General features: G+C 45.2%; 15 protein-coding genes. 5 read left to right on the forward strand and 10 right to left on the reverse strand.

Annotated features, from left to right (window positions below; all coding sequences use genetic code 11):
• The first annotated feature begins 36 nt into the window (after nucleotides 1–36).
• From VMX96_08945 to VMX96_08955, 3 genes are all read left to right on the forward strand, one after another.
• Nucleotides 37–1,245, forward strand: a complete 1,209-nt coding sequence (locus VMX96_08945) for a glycosyltransferase family 4 protein (protein HUU64022.1) — start codon at nucleotides 37–39, stop codon at nucleotides 1,243–1,245.
• Nucleotides 1,246–1,455: 210 nt separating this feature from the next.
• Entirely contained in the window at nucleotides 1,456–2,529 is a 1,074-nt protein-coding gene (locus VMX96_08950; GenBank protein HUU64023.1) for a hypothetical protein, read from the forward strand.
• Nucleotides 2,530–2,589: 60 nt separating this feature from the next.
• Nucleotides 2,590–3,741 carry an alkaline phosphatase family protein gene (locus VMX96_08955; GenBank protein HUU64024.1) on the forward strand — a complete coding sequence of 384 codons (1,152 nt, stop codon included), beginning with the start codon at nucleotides 2,590–2,592 and terminating at the stop codon, nucleotides 3,739–3,741.
• Here VMX96_08955 and VMX96_08960 read toward each other — a convergent pair.
• Nucleotides 3,738–4,646 carry a sugar kinase gene (locus VMX96_08960; GenBank protein ID HUU64025.1) on the reverse strand — a complete coding sequence of 303 codons (909 nt, stop codon included), beginning with the start codon at nucleotides 4,644–4,646 and terminating at the stop codon, nucleotides 3,738–3,740. The genes VMX96_08955 and VMX96_08960 overlap by 4 nt on opposite strands.
• An 833-nt stretch (nucleotides 4,647–5,479) precedes the next feature.
• Here VMX96_08960 and VMX96_08965 point away from each other — a divergent pair.
• Entirely contained in the window at nucleotides 5,480–6,508 is a 1,029-nt protein-coding gene (locus VMX96_08965; protein HUU64026.1) for a glycosyltransferase family 2 protein, read from the forward strand.
• 199 nt (nucleotides 6,509–6,707) lie between these two features.
• Here VMX96_08965 and VMX96_08970 read toward each other — a convergent pair whose 3' ends face one another.
• Nucleotides 6,708–7,961, reverse strand: a complete 1,254-nt coding sequence (locus VMX96_08970) for a polysaccharide pyruvyl transferase family protein (protein HUU64027.1) — start codon at nucleotides 7,959–7,961, stop codon at nucleotides 6,708–6,710.
• Between the two features lie 10 nt (nucleotides 7,962–7,971).
• Nucleotides 7,972–9,264, reverse strand: coding sequence for a Coenzyme F420 hydrogenase/dehydrogenase, beta subunit C-terminal domain (locus VMX96_08975; protein ID HUU64028.1), 1,293 nt, complete (start codon nucleotides 9,262–9,264; stop codon nucleotides 7,972–7,974).
• A 689-nt stretch (nucleotides 9,265–9,953) separates the two neighbouring features.
• Here VMX96_08975 and VMX96_08980 point away from each other — a divergent pair.
• Complete coding sequence (locus VMX96_08980) at nucleotides 9,954–10,949, forward strand: glycosyltransferase family 2 protein (protein HUU64029.1); 996 nt, start codon at nucleotides 9,954–9,956, stop codon at nucleotides 10,947–10,949.
• An 89-nt stretch (nucleotides 10,950–11,038) separates the two neighbouring features.
• Here the strand turns inward: VMX96_08980 and VMX96_08985 are convergent, their stop codons facing one another.
• From VMX96_08985 to VMX96_09015, 7 genes are all read right to left on the reverse strand, one after another.
• Nucleotides 11,039–11,983 carry a glycosyltransferase gene (locus VMX96_08985; GenBank protein ID HUU64030.1) on the reverse strand — a complete coding sequence of 315 codons (945 nt, stop codon included), beginning with the start codon at nucleotides 11,981–11,983 and terminating at the stop codon, nucleotides 11,039–11,041.
• A 339-nt stretch (nucleotides 11,984–12,322) separates the two neighbouring features.
• Nucleotides 12,323–13,159, reverse strand: coding sequence for a glycosyltransferase family 2 protein (locus tag VMX96_08990; GenBank protein ID HUU64031.1), 837 nt, complete (start codon nucleotides 13,157–13,159; stop codon nucleotides 12,323–12,325).
• Between the two features lie 290 nt (nucleotides 13,160–13,449).
• Nucleotides 13,450–14,394 (reverse strand): GDP-L-fucose synthase, encoded by a 945-nt coding sequence (locus tag VMX96_08995; GenBank protein HUU64032.1) that lies wholly within the window; start codon nucleotides 14,392–14,394, stop codon nucleotides 13,450–13,452.
• 2 nt (nucleotides 14,395–14,396) lie between these two features.
• Nucleotides 14,397–15,464, reverse strand: coding sequence for a GDP-mannose 4,6-dehydratase (gmd, locus tag VMX96_09000; protein HUU64033.1), 1,068 nt, complete (start codon nucleotides 15,462–15,464; stop codon nucleotides 14,397–14,399).
• 143 nt (nucleotides 15,465–15,607) lie between these two features.
• Nucleotides 15,608–16,501 carry a class I SAM-dependent methyltransferase gene (locus VMX96_09005; protein HUU64034.1) on the reverse strand — a complete coding sequence of 298 codons (894 nt, stop codon included), beginning with the start codon at nucleotides 16,499–16,501 and terminating at the stop codon, nucleotides 15,608–15,610.
• Nucleotides 16,502–16,900: 399 nt separating this feature from the next.
• Nucleotides 16,901–17,647, reverse strand: coding sequence for an FkbM family methyltransferase (locus VMX96_09010; protein HUU64035.1), 747 nt, complete (start codon nucleotides 17,645–17,647; stop codon nucleotides 16,901–16,903).
• A 348-nt stretch (nucleotides 17,648–17,995) separates the two neighbouring features.
• On the reverse strand, nucleotides 17,996–18,961 hold the full coding sequence (locus VMX96_09015) for a glycosyltransferase (protein HUU64036.1): 966 nt from the start codon (nucleotides 18,959–18,961) through the stop codon (nucleotides 17,996–17,998).
• Nucleotides 18,962–19,102: the final 141 nt, after the last annotated feature.

Below are 19,102 nucleotides of genomic sequence, written 5' to 3' on the forward strand. Positions count from 1 at the left end.
TAGGAGGGGGCAGTTAGAGACTATGAGGAGGGAGACGTGAAGATCCTCATGTTAGCAGATTTCTATCCACCAATCCTAGGGGGGATGGAAAGGCATGTTCAATCACTAAGCAGCGCGCTAAGCAGAAGGGGCCATCAGGTCACCGTTTGCACCACGGCGATTCAGGGTCTTCCCCAATATGAAGAGCAAGGAGGAGTGAAAATACACAGGTTAAATGGTCTCTTCCAGAAAATCCCCTTTTTATACAAAGACCCTGCCAAGAGATATCATCCTCCCGCCCAAGATTGGTTGATTACCAGAAGCGCAGCGCAAATAATCGAGCGAGAGAAGCCGGATATTATGCACGTTCACGGATGGATCCTTTATTCCGCCCTCACCTTGAAAGAGAGATTTGGAATACCTCTAGTGACTACCATTCATGACTATGCACTTATTTGTCCTACAAAAACATTGATGAATAAGAACGCTATATGTAATGAGCCTCTCACTAAAGATTGCATAGCTTGCGGTAGGGGTTCCTATGGCCTGGCAAAGTCTATAGCTACCTATGTGGCCGCAAGGACGTGCAAGAAAGAGCTGAGGTTGGTCGACAAGTTCATAGCGGTAAGCTCCTTTGTCAAAGAGGTTTACTGCAAGTATCTGGGGTTGAGCCAAGAAGATGTGGAAATGATCCCCAACTTCTATGACGCTGACAAAGAGGAACAGTGGGAACAGTCGGCATTAGCTTTCCCTTCGGATTTCATGTTGTTTGTTGGCACTGTCTCTGCGCACAAAGGGGTAAATATATTACTTGAAGCTTACCAAAAATTTAATCCACAGACGAAGTTGGTTTTAATCGGCAGCACGCACCCAGATTATCGCTATGAAAGCACGGAAGGAATCAAGGTGATTAAGGATGCCCCGCATGAAGTTGTGATGCAAGCGATGTCAAGATGCAGATTTGCGGTCTTCCCTTCAATATGGCCAGAGCCTTGTCCCACGGTTGCTTTTGAGGCGATGAGCCAGAGCAAGGCGGTAATTGCTTCGGATATTGGGGGATTAAAGGATATAGTACTGGATGGGGAGACCGGCCTCCTTGTTCCCCCTAATGATTCTAACAAACTGGCCGAAGCCATCTCTCACCTGCTGGAGAGGCCAGAGTTGGCCGCCGAAATGGGTGAGCGGGGATATGAAAGATTTAAGGAGCATTACACCCCTGATGTTGTCATCCCTAGAATTGTAGATGTATACGAGAGCTTGGTTTGAAGGAGGGGATGGATTGGAAATACAGGTTACGCGGAACAGAGGTCACCTCTCCAGCAGCGAGGTAAAAAGCTGCTAAAAAGTGGTCGCCTTACAGACAGGAGAGAGCTACTAAAGGAGACCGCTGAAAAAGAGGTGCAGGATACTTCCTAACGGGGGTCTGGGGGTGTCCCCCAGCTTTAAAAAGTCCCCCAAGATTGGGGGATTAGGGGGTTGATTGAGAATATTTCAGCAGTCTCTAAAGGATTAGCAAAGCACAAAAAGATGAACGAAAACATTGCCAATGAGATAAAGCCTCTGGTTGAAAGAATATCAAGCTGCTATGGGAGTAGATTGCTTGCCATCGCGGTTATGGGCGCCGCCGCCAGAGGAGAGGAGACCTGGCTAAATGGGAAGATGGTCAGCGATGTGGACCTGGCCTTAATCACCAGGCGTTTTGACCCCTTCTTCCCCGCTAAGCTCAAGGCGGTGACCGATAGATACTTCGGCAGTATCCCTTTTAGGATAGATGTAGGGTGCATACCTCTGAGAAACCTGAGGAATCACAGAAGTAAAGAATATTACGAAGCAAGAGAGACCGCCCATATTCTATGGGGCGACAAAGATATCTTCAGATATGTACCCATCAAGCGCCCTGAGGAAATACCTCAGTGGGAGGGGGTTCGGTTACTGTTTAACAGGGCATTTGATTTGTTGCAGGCGTTCTATGGGGGTGACAACCCGGAATATTGCATTGCCAAGACATATCTGGCGATAGGGGAGGCCTATTTGGTGTTCGAGGGGAGGTATCGCTGCTCATATAAAGAGCGGCTGGAGGAAATTCGACCCGGATGCGAGCTGGAAGCCGTGGAGCATTTCACCGACAAGTTCGAGCGCGCTACCCATTTTAAGCTTGGCCAGAGCAGCGAAGTTGCACTGCCACCGAACGAAGCCAAACAAGACCTGCTCCAGGCGCTGGAACACTTTCTGGCGATATACACCGAGAGCGAGGGGACACTGGAGCAGAATATAGATGTCCTGTCGAGAAAATTCTATCATCCGTATCATGCCCTAACATATAGCCTTACAAGACTGAAGAAAAGGGAGTTTCGCATTAGATCTCTCTTTGAAGAGCCCTGCTTCACTATCTGGAAGGAGATCATAAGCTTGCTTAGAGCACCCAGCCCACAAACAAGGTTCGAGGAGATCTCCGAGCGATTCTGGCAGACCCCTCAATTTCTGGAGACGGACAGCAGCTTGGAGAGGGCGTTATTTAAGCTAAATGGCATCAGAAGATGGTTGGCATGACTATAAGATTAGACCCAAGCCCATGGTTCGCCCTCATATTGATATGCTTCTGACAAAGCCATGAAAACCAAACTTTTAATATTTTTAATCGATGCCCTGGGCTATGATTATCTGCAGGAGGTCAGTTTCCTGGAGAGCTTCGGTGCCAAGTTCGTCCCGGCTACGTCGCTCCTGGGCTACAGCTCTACGATAATACCCGCAATCTGGAGCGGCAGGTATCCCGAGGAGACTGGGGTTTGGACCGAGTTCTTCTATTCGCCGAGACAGCCTTATAAGCTGATGAAAATATTTGGCAGAATACCCAATAAACACATAAAAATCCTTATGAAGCGGGCATTTTTGCGCTTTGCACAGAGGCGAGGCCACTGGGTAGAGACCTTGCCTGGGATTCCGGAATCAGTAGAGCACATGTTTAGCCGGAATCCTATCCAATACTGGAAATTCCCCCCGATTGAGCTAGACCACTCGTTTGATGAATTGTTAGAAAAACGCGACATCCCCTACTATTTCGATTTCCATAAGTTCGAAATCGATGAGGGTGGAATTCTAACAAATCTGGAAAAATTGAGTGACTCCAAGAGTGTTTTTATCTACTATTTTGGGACGATTGATGCCCTGGGGCATATCGAGGGCCCAAGACCCCTCAAATTCAAGGACAAGCTAGAGGTCTTAGAGAGAGTTATAGTGAATGCCTATAGCACTCTGTCCAGGCATCACGACGTCGACCTGATCGTGTTCTCCGACCACGGCATGACCGAGGTGAGGGGACAATGTGATCTATTGTCGAAGCTAAGGCCCTATAGGATGGGAAAGGATTACCTTCTATTTCTCGACAGCACGCTGGCACGCTTCTGGTTCTTCGATGCTAAAGCAAGAGAGGAAATTATTGCCATATTAAACAGCATGGAATGTGGACATGTGCTCGGCGAGGAGGAGATTGGAAGATATAAATTGAGGTTTAAGGACAACAGGTATGGGGAGCTCATCTTCGTGGCCGACCCGGGGATAGAATTCTATCCCAATTTCATGAAACCGCTTACCTTCCCCCTTATCGATCGTGAGACCAAGGGAATGCACGGCTATATTCCTGAAGAGCCCTCAACCCGGGGAATATTTATGTATCACGGCTCGAAAAAGCTGGAACTAAAGGACAAAATGTCGGTTACAGATATTCTAGATGTACTAAAACGCGTTCTCGAGGGATCGCATTAGGGTTTTTGCAGCCTCGGGCCTAACACTGCAACTGCCTTCGCCGCGACATTGGAGGCATAGTTCCCCACCTTCTCCTCTCCCCATCCCCGGCAAAGGCCATGGATAAAGGCTGCAGCATAGGCATCGCCAGCACCCGTAGTATCTACCACCTCTGTCGGATGAGCCTCGATAGTGTACACGCCTTTCCCGGTTATGATGCTGCTTCCTTCCTGACCCCTGGTTAAGACGATCGTCTCAAGACCCAGGGTTTGAAGAAATTTGGCCACCTCCAGCTCTACGACACTACCTATCAGGCTTTGCGCCTCTGCCCTGTTGAGAATGAGGATATCTACATATCGTCTTATGATCTCGGTATAGAACTCCCTAAACTTCGCTGCGAGGTTAGGTGCGCCTGGATTGAAAACCAGGCTCACTTCACCGCTAGAAACTTCTTGGATAACCCTTTGAATAGTCTTAGAGGTGATATCGTCTTGAAAGGAATAGCCTGAAAAGTAGAGAAAACGCGAGTTTCTTATAACGTCTTGATCCACGTCGCTGTAGCGCAGTTCCGCATTGGCGCCGCGGTCTGAGATGAAGGATCTCTCGCCATCGGGGCGCACCAGGGTGAACGCCAGCCCCGTTAAGTGGGTCTGGCTGAGGGAAACGTTCTTCATCACCCCGGTCTGCTCAAGCGTATCATGGAAAAGCTGGCCAAAGGGGTCGTCTCCCACCCGGCCGATGAAGGCTGCCTGGCCCCCGAGTTGAGAGATATTTATGGCCACATTTGCCGTGCCTCCGGCATACAGTGTGGCCTTGGTGTTCACCACACCGTCGAGAGTGATCTCGTCTATATCCTTCGATAGTGGCAGGATGACATCCACCATCGCATCCCCGAGCGCGGTGCAGTCAAGCTTTTCCATTTTCATATCTGGGTCTATCTTAGTCCCTTTCAGCCAAGACGACTACAGCCTTTTGAGGATTGGGTAAATGCATAAATGTTTCCATACAAAGATATGTAAAGCAACGTAAAGGTAAACGAGCCCATGCCGGCGATCCCGACATAGTCAGGGAGAATTATACCACTTTTTACATAATAAAATAGCTTCCTAGAAGCGTGGCAAGGGTTACGAAGCTACAGAGCGCGGCCAGCTCCTTGATCTTGCATTGCACTCGCAGTATGGTATAGCAAACACTGTTCATCCCCATAAATACGTTTGAAAAGCTTAAAAAGATTTGTATAAGATATTCATACGGGCAATTTTTAAAGGAATAGGTGATAACCGAGGATATCCTACTAAAAACGAATTCAATCAGCAAAGAAGGTAGATCAAAAAGGTATTTCCCCCCTCTCTTAATCATTATGAAGTTGAAATGCAGCCAGACATGTCAGCACACAGACGATCGGGAAGCTGCGGATAATAGCTAACCCTTCATTTGTTATGTGGGCATTTATTTGGAGCCAGCATTATAGTTCAGTGTTGATATACTATGAAGGCAAAAAGCTCTCTCAATAAAATACTTATTGCGATACATTAAGTGTCTTCTTCTTGGCTTAGGTGATGGCGCAGCATTGTCAGTTGAATCCTATAATAAGTTGAGATCGCGGAAATAATCCGTTAAACTATTGAGGCTACCCCTTACCTATTCTAGGATCTGGAGGTTGCGTCACAAATGCGGCAGAACGGATATATGAGCATCATAAAGAATTATAACCTAATGCTATTATCACCCCGACCATGAGTATATAGGAGAGCATGCTTTGGCCGCAGGTAAAAGTGGAGGAGATATGACAAATCTTGCCGGAAAACGGTTCTCGGTACAAGAGCCTCCTGAACTCTCAGTAATCATCGTTAACTGGAATACCAGGGATTTACTTCGTGATTGCCTCAACTCTGTCTATGCTGAGACCAAGGCGACCTCGTTCGAGATCCTTGTTGTGGATAATGCCTCTTCTGATGGCAGCGCTGAGATGGTAAAAAGGGAGTTCCCACAGGCCAAGCTGACTGAGAATCAGGAGAATCTGGGCTTCGCCAGAGCCAGTAATCAAGCCATCATGCAAAGTGTTGGCAATTATGTTCTTTTACTCAATCCAGATGCTGTCGTTCTGTCAAGTGCCCTGGACAAAATGGTCATTTTTATGAGGGAGCATCCCGCTGTTGATGCATCGGGGCCAATGATATTAAACCCTGCTGGGATACTACAGCCATCTACACGGATGTCGAATATGTTCCGATGCATCAGCATCTTTTTACCTGGGGACTGGTTAGCTACTTACCCTCTAAGAATGTTAGTAAAGAAACTGATTATGAAATTTGGCAAAAAGGAGACCTATAGCACTAATCCCTACCAAGTGGGTTCGTTAAGCGGGGCTTGTATTATGATGACAAGGCAGGCAGTAGACAAAGTGGGTTTGCTTGATGAACGATATTTTATCTACGCGGAAGAAGTCGACTGGTTTTATAGACTTAAGCAACTGGGAGGGAAAGCCTACTTTGTTCCGAATGCGCGGATAACCCACCATCATGGACAAAGTACTAAGCAAACTAACGACAACTATAAATACTTTTTACAAAGTAAGTACCTGTTCATAAAGAAGCACCACGGGAAAAGGGCGGCGTATTTTTTCAGAATCACGTTTGCAATTGATTCCCTTGTTACAATTTGTGCCTTTTTACTGCTACAGGTATTGGCCAAAGGAGAGAGGCGTAACGAAGTAAAAGGCACAGTGAGGTCTCTCTGGCGAGCATTACTATGGGGGATAGGGAGCAACAAAGGCGGTGCTAATTAAAAGGCTTGACCTTGTCCAGTTAAGGATGGTGATAGAGATCTTGGGGTGATTCATGTTTTTCCCCCAGGCAAACTGATGTTACGGACGTTAGATAAGGTATCCTCCTGGATTGCTTATGCTAGCGTTCTTTGTAAGGGTAGGTCACTAAAGGGCGAACAGAGCCCCTAAGCTAATGTTCCTTTTAATAACGTCGATTCTATTATCCTGTAGTATCAATTCTCCATCCAAGTTGTACTAGCTTATCCACTACTATTCTAGTCGTCTTTCTGGAGTCCTCTTTTAATATTGGATTTATGGCTCTGAGCCGCTGCTTAACTATGTCATAGTTTTGTTCCAAGATTTTGAATGTGTTGATAATCTCGCCTGCGCTTATGCTTTCAACATGTATGGAGAAATCTGTGAAGCCCACCTTTCGGGCGAATCCCTGAGCTTTGTGCTCGTAATATATGGATATAAATGGGGTATTTCCCTTAGCAGCAAATACAACCGGGTGATATCTCATACTTATAAGGCAAAACAGCTTGGAAATTAATATTTGCTGTCCGTAAGAATCAATATCTGGAGGGCAAATGTGTATTCGCTCTTTATCCAACTCCCGGATGCTCTCCAGTAGCTGAGTATCGTTAACTTCTCCAAAAAGCTGAGGTATAAGCAATACGGAATATCCTTTTTCAATCAGGTAGTTAGCAACCTCCGAGCAACTGGCCATTATCCTCTCCGCCATTCCTTCAACATCTCTATACCTGTTATGCCATTTTAGATCTGTTACTACCATGCCAATCGTTCTTTTCCCATTAATCAATTCCAATATCTCCGAAATACCGTCATACTTCTCTAAGTAATTTTCGGGTATGTCATTTTGGAAAGCAGAGTCCAAAGTTGCTCGCGCTTCCAATCCCAGCTGGTCCTTTAGGTATCCCAGAGAAATCTCTTCCCTGAGTATTATGGCGTCTGCCTTCTTGAGTATGAATCTTCTAGCTGTATTCCTGAATCTATCCACGAATGGCCCCATCGAAGGTGCATAGAAGAACAACGGCTTTTTCTTAAACACCTTCGCCACCAGTAGCCAGTACAGAGAACATGAGTCACCTAGCAACCCGCCACCATACAAATCGCCAATGCTCGGACCACCCGGAGCATGAATCACTATGTCAGCTTCATTTACCGCCTGGAGGAATCTCCTCCCTCGCTTGATAAGCGATAATCTCCCACATGTTAAGATATTGAATACGGCATCTACAAGGTCCACTGTACGGTGCCGCCCTAACAAGACCATTGGGTAAGGCTCAAGTATTTCTATATCATCGTAAGGGAACCACGCATCTCTTGCTGCCAGAAGCATGATGCTCATTTTCTGAACGGGAATTTCTGCTCTTAAGGACTCAATCATCGCCCTTATCGCGGCTTCGTCACCTCGATTGTACCAGTTAGCGCGCAAGATTAGAATGTTCAATGTATTTCACTTAATATTTATCAAAATCCTTATTTATCACCCTGTGGTACAGAATACGGAAATAACCTACATACATACGTAAAACCCGGAGAGGGATATTTCTCAGCAGAAACTTGCCTAACTCGCAAGAGGTGAGACGACTGTTTGTAAACGCTATTGCTCCTATAAGTATATTCGGCAGGCTAGCCCCTGTCCTTGAACACGTATATGTTTCCCTTTTCCAGAACTTCGGCAACCCCTTACGCCAGTTGAGATTCACCTTTTTAAAATGCAGGAATACCTTTTGTGATCTGATGACATCCCTGGCATTTGATACCTCCAATTCAACTGCCCCCGCAGAATTTGCTGCATGTAGTAGTGCTTCACCTCGCTCTGACCTAGATATCACTACAGATTTACCCTTGTGCTCCGCTTTTATTATCTCCGGCAGCCAGGGATCGCCAAAGGAAATATCAGCCAGTTCATTGGTCACGTCACCGCATGAAAGGCAGCATGATGGGGTAAAGAAAAAACCGCCGAAAATATTGTTCCATAAAGAACCTCGGTTAGGGAGAAACCTCTCGCCTCCATTTTTCAACCTTATCCCTATTCCTCCGGGCCACCCTCCTCCGCGATAGGATATTTCTATAAACTCTTCACTTCTGATGCCGAGCTTCCTCAGCAGGAATTCGGTGCCATCAAAGCTGACCGTATGCGAACAGAAAATCCCCAAATGGAGGCTTATTCTCTCTCTTAGCGTCTTGCTAACTGCTTCGGCCTTTCTAATACCATAAATGTGACAAGGGAGCCCTACAACCGCATATTTCCCATCTTTTTGGAGAATTTCCCTGATAGCAATGTTTGCCGGTACAGGACAGTATTTGGAGCCTAAGGCCAGAAGTATATCTTCTCTCGTTCTCGCTATAAAGGGCTCGGGGGCCAAAGGATTATCTTTCTTCATCCTCGTCACCAGCGCGCCATCAATGAAGCCCTGCTCTAGGGCAAAGATCAACAATGAAGTCACCAGTCCACCTGATGCTGAATTGTACCTGATCTCGGAATCAGTGGCATGAGCGAGGTAACAGCCGATGTAGTTGCCCAGCAGGCTGTCTTTCGGCTCTTTACCAAATACCTCTAGGTTCAGCCCGGCCAGGTTAACGAAATATCCGGGGCAGGCCTTAACACAAATCCCACATTGGTTACACTCGCCCTCAATCAATTCCGGCAAATATATACCTTTTCGTATATCATATCTCATGCGGATAGCCGAAGTAGGGCAAATACCCACACAGGTTCCGCAGCCGGTGCAAAGACCGCTTTTCATTACCTGCTTAACAGTGCCAGATACTTTAATTGCTGTCCTTTCCTGCTCCGTACGTGGCAATCATCTACCAATTACCATGGTTAGTCCGACGAGCCTGCCCTGTATAAATAATGTGACCTCCAAGTAAAAGCAACATAATCGCTAACCAGCCACTCGCCATTATAGAGTAATAACATCAATAATTCTAATTGATCGCATCTAGATAAACCCCTAAAAGCGCGACAAGCATTGCGGACTGGGCGATGATTACCAGTTATTGTATCTGCGCTATACCTGTAGTATGGCAAAGCAAACAATGTTCACACTTATAAATACGTTTGAAAAGCTTGGAAGATCTGCATAATATACTAACATGGTTTGTTTATAACAGAGGAGATAATAACCGGGGACACCACGCCTTTAAATTGATTCAATCATGCTTAGAAGCAAGAGGGTAAAGAGGTTTTTTCTCTCGTCTGTCAATCACTATGAAACTGGAAATCATGCCAGAAAATCTAAATCCAGGGGTGTTACAATAATCCGGGGGCAGGTCAACTTTTTTATATTAGGCTGTTACGGATTGTTTCTAAAAAATTCGCTAAAAGATATATGAGAGAAATTTCCTTAGGATTATGCCCTGATGCTGTGATATCTATTGTATAATATGTATCATAAAGCATGATTTGACCGCAGGTAAAGTAGGAATAGGTATGACCAATCTTGCTCCACAAAGGTCCTCAGTAAAAGACCATCCTGAACTCTCAGTAATAATCGTTAACTGGAATACCAGGGATTTACTTCGTGATTGCCTGAACTCTGTCTATGCTGAGACCAAGGCGACCTCGTTCGAGACCCTTGTTGTGGATAATGCCTCTTCTGATGGCAGCGCTGAGATGGTAAAAAGGGAGTTCCCACGGGCCAAGCTGATTGAGAATAAAGAGAATCTGGGCTTTGCGAGAGCCAACAATCAAGCCATCAGGCAGAGTAGTGGCAGATTCATTCTATTACTTAATTCAGATACTGTTGTTCTCTCAGGTGCCCTGGACAAAATGGTAGCCTTTATGAAGGCGCACCGTGCTGTCAGTGCATCGGGACCAATGCTATTAAACCCTGACGGATCACTCCAGCAATCCACTTTAGGTAGTTTGGGTAATTTCAACTTCGTCCGCTTTCTAATTATTGGTAGTGATTTTTTGGTTGCCTATCTTCCAAAATTGCTGTTAAGGAAAATAGGTAAAAAGGAAACTTATAGCCCTCAACCCCGACAAGTGGGTGGAGTATCTGGGGCTAGTATGATGATAACCAGAGAGGCAATAGATAAAGTAGGTTTACTCGATGAGCAATACTTTTTCTTTATGGAAGAGGTCGACTGGTTTTATAGGCTTCAGCAATTAGGTGGGGTAGTATACTTTGTCCCTGAGGCACAAATAATCCACCATTTTGCTCAAAGTATAAACCAGACTGATAACAGGTCCAAATATTTACACGAAAATAGGTACCGGTTTATAAATAAATACTATGGGAAAATGCGCGGGTGCTTTTTCAGAATCATGCTGGTAATTGACTCCTTTTTTATAATTTGTGCCTTTTTGCTGCTACAAGCATGGGTTAGAGGAGATAAGCGCAAGGAAATAAACTGGAGATTGAGGTGTCGCTGGAGAACATTACTTTGGGCTATTGGAAGCAACAAAGGCGGTTCTAATTAAAAGGCTTAAAATCAGCCAGTGATAGGAACTGGAGCCTCAAACCACACTCTCATTCCAGTCTCTGAGGATAGAGACCTTGGAGATGGACGTCATTCCCTCGACCACCAGCCTCGGATTTTTTGGTAACTATCTATAGTCTTGCTACAAGGCCATTGACCAAACAAAGAGATAAAAGCGAGTAATAAAAACTTGATATTTAGCGGGTATGTAACGATAGCTTTTATGATGTAACTCCTCGCTGGCCTGACTTCCCCATTTACACAAAGAAGAGCGCCAATACCGAAATAATGCCTCGCTAGTATTTTTCTATCTTTCTTGATATCTTCAAAGTGCTTTTCTAGGATTAACTTCCGTGCCGTAATATCGGCCTCTCTGTTCAAAGATATGCTGCTAGTGGTTGTAAAATAATTCACCAATGGCTCTTCAATGTGATAAAAGTAATAGTATCTTGACATTCGAATAAGGAGTTCGGTATCTATGAAGTTGGGAAGTTTTTCATCGAATAGTCCAGCCTTATTAAAGCACTCTCCTTTTATAACTAATGTTTGAGTGCCTATGTACGCAACTCGATAGCCTAAAGCGTCCCTATATACTATACCCTCCTCCGGCATTATTCTAGGCGAGTGCCAATACTTCTTCTTTCCATCCTCAGTAACCCTCCACATATCTGTGTAAACAATCCCGACTCTTGCTGATGCATTATCGAAAACTTGCATCTGCTTCTCAAGCTTCCCGGGCAACCATTCGTCATCACTATCTTGAATCGCTATATATTCGCCGCGGGCAGCCTTGATTCCTGTATTGGTTGGAGCAGCAGGACTTCCCGAGCTTTGGTTACGCCGAATATACCTGATCCTGTCGTCGCCAAAGCGTGCCACGATTTCCTCTGTATTATCGGTCGAACCATCATCCACAACAATGAGCTCAAAGTCTTGGTAAGTCTGATCCAAAACGCTTCGGATAGATCGCTCTATGAGATGAGCCCTATTGTAGGTCGGTATTATCACGGTCACCGTTGGATTTCTCAAAGCCATTTTATATCATTCTAGAATCACAGCAATTATTATTGAACTACAAGTCGTCCATAAAAATAGAATGTAATATCTGACGAAGCTTGCTCATTTATTAATTATTGCTGTAAATCTGTTATGGGTATAACGTCACTTTGCAGGGCGCAGTCTAATCTTGATTGAATTAGCTGTTGCTAGCAACACTGCCCCATGATTGAGACAAGTTATCCCCCTGACAGCCTTTTAATATTGTTAATATATTGTAGCATCTCTGGGTTTTGGCATTCTGCTACTCCTACAATTGTCATGGAAGTTGCAGGAATACTGTTCACTTCAACCTAGAGGATATCATCCATGTTAGAGTTATAGGAATTTTCTCCAGAAGATTCGCGCTATTGGCCTGAATGGCCGAAGAAAAGGAGAGCGGGATATCCGACTAATTTTTCTATTCAATTCAAAATAATCGTTCATTAATTGACTAATGTCCTTAATAGCAAAATGCTCATAACCATGGCGAATCTGAAGCAAGATAATCTCAGCACACATCTGCCCCCATGCTCTTTGTGTCTTCGCATCTTTGTGAACATGATCGGCTGCAATTACATCGTCTACCTTCTTAATAGAGAGCGCTTTTGCAATCTTAAGCCATAGGTCAAAGTCCATCGCATAGTGCAAGGTTTCATCTAAAGGACCACATTCCTGCCACGCCTTCCTTGAGAAAAAGCACGCTGACTGTGAAAAGTGATTCACAAACCACTGAGCAAGTCCGTCCAACTCCAAGCGCTTGGGTGATTCAACCGACAGCAGCTTACCATCTGCGTAAACGCGCATACAATCACCGCACCACGCTCCAGCTTCCGGTGAGATACTATATGCCATGGCTATGTTTCTTAGCGCATTTTCCAATAAATAATCATCAGAATTCAACCACGTATAGATTTCGCCGCTTGCTTTCTTGAAGCCTTTATTTATGGCGTCGCTCTGGCCTCGATCTGGTTCTGAGACCCAGTATGTAAGCCATTTCTCATATTGTTTAATGATATCAACAGAGCCATCGGTCGACCCACCATCTATGATGATGTATTCCAGGTCGGGATAGCCCTGAAGCAAAACGGAGCGAATAGTCTCTTCAATAAATCGCCCCTGGTTGTAGCTAGGAGTGACTATGCTAATCTTTGGCCACGGATGGCCATCTGGCATAGCGTCCGGAAGCTGCGGGCTTTCTTCCGTCCAGGGCCAGCCTTTCTTTCCTCGCGGAGGTGCCGGAAGCTGTGATAAAACTGGGCAACGCATATTTACCTATACCAATACTGACTGAATTGCGAGCTGTCCGAAGTTCTTTATAATTTCAACTTTCTGGATCTCCCCCTAAGGCAATTCCTCACTTAGCGAGCATCCCTTCCACTACAATACAAGTCTCCATATCTCTTCACTTGAGACCAAAGGTAATTCCTTAAACGCTAAGACCTCCATTTTTATAACCTCGAATTTTACCTGTCCCTTCTTTCCTTATCATACCACTCAATAGTTCTTCTAAGCCCCTTCCTGAAGTCTGTCCTGGCCTCAAATCCGAACTCCTTTTTGGCCTTACTGGTATCCAAGCACCTCCTGGGCTGCCCATCTGGCTTAGAGACATCCCACTCTATTTCCCCGTCGAAGCCAGCCAGTTCGCATATTAACCCTGCAAGCTCCTTGATCGATATCTCGAAGCCGGCACCGAGATTGATTGGATCGGCTTTGTTGTACTTCTCAGTTGCCAGCACAATGCCCTCGGCAGCATCCTCCACATAAAGGAATTCCCTGGAGGCCTTACCGCTTCCCCATGCCACAATGCTCCTCTCCCCTTTATCCTTGGCATCAAAGACCTTCTTAATCAGAGCGGGAATAACGTGCGAGGAATCGGGATCGAAGTTGTCCCCGGGTCCATAGAGGTTAACTGGTAAAAGATAGATAGAATTATAACCATACTGGCGGCGATAAGCCTGGGATTGAACTAAAAACATCTTCTTGGCTAATCCATAGGGAGCATTGGTTTCCTCGGGGTAGCCGTTCCAAAGGTCTTCCTCTTTGAAAGGAACCTGGGTGAACTTCGGATAAGAGCAAATCGTTCCTATAGCTACATACTTCTCCACCCCAAAGAGCCTCCCCTCTTCCATCATCTGGACACCCATCATAAGGTTCTGGTAAAAAAAGCTCCCCGGGTTTCTCATATTCGCGCCGATGCCGCCTACCCTGGCAGCAAGGTGAATCACAATATTGGGCTTCGCCTCTTGATATAGCCTTTTCACCGCTTCCATTTCCACCAGGTTGTAATCTTTGCTTTGGGGAACAAAAATCTCCTTACAACCATTCTCCTCTAATTTCTTGACCACATGTTTGCCAAGAAAACCAGCTCCTCCAGTTACAAGAATCATTTTCCTCTTAAGCCAGCTCATCCCTACATTCCCCCTGTTCCTGGATCGATTAAAGCCTTATCTATGAAGTTCATCCCATACTTCGCCAGGATCGTTTTTCCTTCCCCTGGAGGTTGTAAGCCTACGACCTCCATATCCGCATCTACCATTATCCTGGCCAGCTCTTTGAAGGTGATTCTGGGCTCCCAGCCCAGTTTCCCCTTTGCCTTTGAGGTATCCGCTATCAGTAACTCTGTTTCAAGAGGTCTTAAGTAGCGGGGATCTGTCTTCACATACTCCTGCCAATCAAGGCCGGCATATCCAAAGGCTTCCGTAAGGAATTCGCTTACTAAGTGAGTTTCTCCCGTTCCTATAACATAGTCGTCGGGCTGGTCTTGCTGAAGCATGAGCCACATTGCCTCTACATATTCAGGGGCATAGCCCCAGTCCCTTTTAGCTTCGAGGTTTCCCAGGTAGAGATATTTCTGCTTTCTGGCAGTGATATTAGCAATGGAGCGAGTTATCTTTCTAGTTACGAAGGTTTCCCCGCGCCGTGGCGATTCATGGTTGAACAGGATGCCATTGGTGGCAAAGAGCCCATAACCATCCCTGTAATTCCTTGTCATCCAGAAGGCGTAGACTTTAGCAACTGCATAAGGGCTTCGCGGTCGCAAGGGCGTTTGTTCACTTTGTGGAGGGGGAGAGTCGCCGAACATCTCGCTGCTTGAAGCCTGGTAAAATTTGGCTTTTATCCCGCTTTGCCGTATAGCTTCTAAGATGCGGGTGGTTCCCAGGGCTACTATATCTCCGGTATACTCCGCCGTATCGAAGCTAACCCTTACATGGCTCTGGGCACCCAGGTGGTAGATTTCATCCGGGCTGATACCATATATCAGGTTAGTCAGTTGAGTGCCATCCGAAAGGTCTCCATAATGAAGAAACAACTTTGCTCCCGGCTCATGAGGATCCACATAGATATGGTCTATTCGGGAGGTGTTAAAGGTGCTCGACCTTCGGATGAGGCCATGGACCTCATAGCCCTTGGAGAGTAAAAGCTCTGCCAGGTACGAGCCATCCTGTCCGGTGATACCGGTAATAAATGCCTTTTTCATCTTTTTCCTCCTACCCACCGGCTGGGTAAAAATCTAAAGCAGGAAGCCTCCTCAAATACTATAACTTCTCCTCACCTAAGGTCAAGCTTATTCTCAAGCTTTCATAGTGGTTGGCCTATTATAAGCTAATTGCAGGCATTAGATTACTTTGTTTGAATCCAAAAAGATGCTCCCGCCGTTATTACCTCATTTGTTTCTATTTCATTCCAAAGAGGTTGCAATATCCCCCCCAACTCCTTATCAAAACTAATGAAAAAGTTCGGCATAACGATGTCGAATTTGTTACCTTCTGCCAACATGTAAACCGCTAGCATATATTGTTCAGAATAGTAACGCTCTTTCCACTCAAGGGGATAATCAGAGGGTAAAAAAATATCATGAAACTCGACCATCACACCAGCTCTTAATCGGGGTAAAATATCTAGAAAAACGACAGTAACATCGGAGTTCATGCAGCAACGGTGTGAGCTGTCAACAAAGAGGATATCCCCAGATTCCAGTTCATCAAATATGCCTAAGTCCACATCTTCAACAGGCTTATAAATGATATTGTCACAGATAGAATCAATTTCTACTCTGGGTGAAGGGTCAATGGAAACTATCCTAGTGCGAAGACCATAATGAGATATAGCTCTCCTTGCGAACTTTGTCGAAAAGCCTGAGCCTATTTCAAAGTATGTCTTTGGATTGTTGATGATTAGAAATGAAGAGAGAGCAACTATGTCCAACGCCGGTAGCCATGTACAAGCCCAATAGGGTTCTTCAGAATTTGTCGGCCTTCTTATAGGGATACTCACAAAATATTCTTTCAAATCCAAGAAGCTCTTTAGGGTATGCTTATAGGCTGTTCGATTCGTATCAATTATTTCATATAGCCGACGATGTGGGGGCTTACCTTGTCCATACCTAGGAACGGGTTTGACTGGATATTCTAGGTATGGATTTGGAGGTGATGGATTTGGAGGTGGCCGCCAACCTGTTACCCTTGCAATTCTCCCAATCAAGCCGAGGTACGTTGATCTGTCTACTAGATTCATAGACACCTCCTCTGAGTGGTTGGCCTACTATAAGCTAATTGCAGGCAGAAGATATCAGGAGAACCGGGCACGTTATCCTTTTCATCAAATGCAGCGTGATTGCTTCTCCAGGTCACTTTCACATCTGTATGGGGGTGCATTCCTTCATAGCATATCATATTACCCGCCATCATTAAATAATCAATTTCAGTGGCATATTTTTATAGAAGTTATTTAGTAGACCCCTTCTTCTTCCATATCTTTTAAAGGCGGATTGTTGTCGATACAGGGGAAAGGGTAGACGCTCAAAGAAGGCGTTGTGTGTAATTGCAGGTAGTAATTAGCGTGTTTGCGAAGTTCGGAAAGGATCTAGCGAAGTGTAGCAAATATATGGTTAGGCGACGTCATAGTAGATTGATTCTATTTCCTGATGAATATGCTATCTTGCTGAAGAGGGGCACCGTCAAGTGGACTTTTCAACTCCCCCCAGCTACCTGCGTAGATAAAACCGTTTTCGTGTAGCAGTTCATAGATATCCGAAAACAGCGGTTGACCCTTGTACAGCTCATTAAATGATGTTTCTATGATGATTACCTTAACCCTGCCTAAAATGCTTCTAGAACCCATTATCACCCTGTCTTCGTACCCCTGCACGTCTATCTTTAGTAGAATGTTGTTTTCTAAGTCGAGTTCCTGCGCGATATTATCAAGAGTCCTCACATCGGCAGTTTCCAATGTATAACCTGCCGAGAAGGGGAATGTTTCTTCGTGTAGTTTTGCCATTTTCAGTGGCGAAGAGCTAGGAGAAAACTCACTACGGTGTATTTGTAGTCTCCCTTCTTTATCACCCAGAGCTAAATTGAAAGATCTGAAATCTGGCACTTTCTTCATAGCATCATTCAACTGCATGTAACAATCGTGCAAGGGCTCAAAAGAATATATTTTGGCATTGGGGAATAATTCATGAAACTGTAGTGCAGATTCACCGATATGCGCTCCAACATCGATAATAGTCTTGATATTCATGTTTTGAATCCATTTGAACTTGTCTTCTTGTGATGGTGCAAACTTATATTCATCCCCTGCAATTACTTCATCAGTTCGTGTTATCCTGAAGCCTATGAGCGAGAATAACTTCTTAATAAATTCTTTAATTAGCGATTTCATTTTTGGTTCTCCATTTATCTGAGACTGCTAAAATAGTCTCAGTCAACCCCCTAATCCCCCAATCTTGGGGGACTTTTTAAAGCTGGGGGACACCCCCAGAACCCCCGTCCCGATTATATCGGGGCACCTCTTTTTCAGCGGTCTCTATCTCAATATATACAGGGATTTCACATATTTAACCCTTGCGTCTTCAGTATGACGGAATCTTGTAAGCCTAAAACGGTCCACCTTTGCCATTTCTATTTTGTAACAACGCCAAGTCATCCAGATAGTATTAACTTTAGCAGTACAAAGATAATATCACGGCACACCATTGAAGGATCCTTAAGTGATTTCCAACAGTAGCCTTCATGATAGCTTGCTCTTACGCATCTTACCGATTACCGCCCTTACCAACCTGAACCTGCGGTTTCCAAGCAAGAACCCCAGCAAAATCATCCATCCAGCAACAGCGAACGGGTTATTCCACGCGAGGGCTACGTACTTCTTGAGTGCGTCGCCTCTTCGTCCTCTCTCAAACGCCGCTTGCGCTTCAAGTAGAAGAAGTATAGCGAACACTTTTCTTTTCACATCTTTGCGGTCTCTCGCCGAAAGGTTTTGAAGTAAATGGCGATTTCTCTCATAGGTCATCTTCATTGTGCTAATATGAAGATCCCTGCTTGATATCATGGAGATTCCCTTAGGATGTTGCCGGTATTCAACCAAGGGGATAGGACAATAAGCGACCGTGAATCTGCTGGTAAAGCGAATCCTCATGTCCCAGTCCTCCCATATGTGAAGCTCTTCATCATAGAAGCCCACTTGCTCCAGGGCATCACGAGTCATAAGTTCATTCCTATATGTATGGCCCTTAGGCCAGTCAAGGCTAAAGGTTTCTTTTAAAACGTATCCACTAGGAGGGGCATCGCGTTCGGCCCAGAGGCCTGTTCTCTGCCCATGCTCATCAATGTAGTAGATGTTTGAGAAGACCGTACTAGCCTCTGGATGTCGCTGCAGTGTCTCAAGCTCCAACTCGAGTTTGCTAGGCAAGAACCTATCATCACCGTCTAGGAAAGAGATCAAATCCCCTCGCACTTGCCTCAGGGCAAAATTGCGGTTCTTCGGAATGCCCAGTCCTTTTTCGTGGCAGAATGCTATTATTAGGTCGGGATAGCGCCTGGCATAATCCAGAATCATATCCTGGGAACCATCGGATGAGCAATCATCGACGATAATGATTTCGTAGGGTAAGAGCGTCTGTTTCAGAACAGATTCAATCGCCTCGCGCAGGTAATTCTTCTGGTTATATGATGTGATAATAACCGAGATCTTCAAAGCAAGTCCTCAATCGCGTTTGGATTAGTCCTTTGACTTAAGGTATCTTACGGCCAGTTGAACATAAACATGGATTTGCCCCACCCAATTTTGCCATAGACCTGACGAACGAACTGGGTATAATGGGTGTAATTGATTCGG

This window comes from Dehalococcoidia bacterium, from assembly GCA_035528575.1.
Taxonomy (GTDB): Bacteria; Chloroflexota; Dehalococcoidia; order E44-bin15; family E44-bin15; genus DATKYK01.

Excerpts from the sequence above, each read along its gene's own strand:
- VMX96_08955 (HUU64024.1), top strand. The coding sequence starts at position 2,590 with ATGAAAACCAAACTTTTAATATTTTTAATCGATGCCCTGGGCTATGAT.
- VMX96_08960 (HUU64025.1), bottom strand. The coding sequence starts at position 4,646 with ATGAAAATGGAAAAGCTTGACTGCACCGCGCTCGGGGATGCGATGGTG.
- VMX96_08975 (HUU64028.1), bottom strand. The coding sequence starts at position 9,264 with ATGAAAAGCGGTCTTTGCACCGGCTGCGGAACCTGTGTGGGTATTTGC.
- VMX96_08980 (HUU64029.1), top strand. The coding sequence starts at position 9,954 with ATGACCAATCTTGCTCCACAAAGGTCCTCAGTAAAAGACCATCCTGAA.
- VMX96_08985 (HUU64030.1), bottom strand. The coding sequence starts at position 11,983 with ATGGCTTTGAGAAATCCAACGGTGACCGTGATAATACCGACCTACAAT.
- VMX96_08990 (HUU64031.1), bottom strand. The coding sequence starts at position 13,159 with ATGCCAGATGGCCATCCGTGGCCAAAGATTAGCATAGTCACTCCTAGC.
- VMX96_08995 (HUU64032.1), bottom strand. The coding sequence starts at position 14,394 with ATGAGCTGGCTTAAGAGGAAAATGATTCTTGTAACTGGAGGAGCTGGT.
- gmd (HUU64033.1), bottom strand. The coding sequence starts at position 15,464 with ATGAAAAAGGCATTTATTACCGGTATCACCGGACAGGATGGCTCGTAC.
- VMX96_09005 (HUU64034.1), bottom strand. The coding sequence starts at position 16,501 with ATGAATCTAGTAGACAGATCAACGTACCTCGGCTTGATTGGGAGAATT.
- VMX96_09010 (HUU64035.1), bottom strand. The coding sequence starts at position 17,647 with ATGAAATCGCTAATTAAAGAATTTATTAAGAAGTTATTCTCGCTCATA.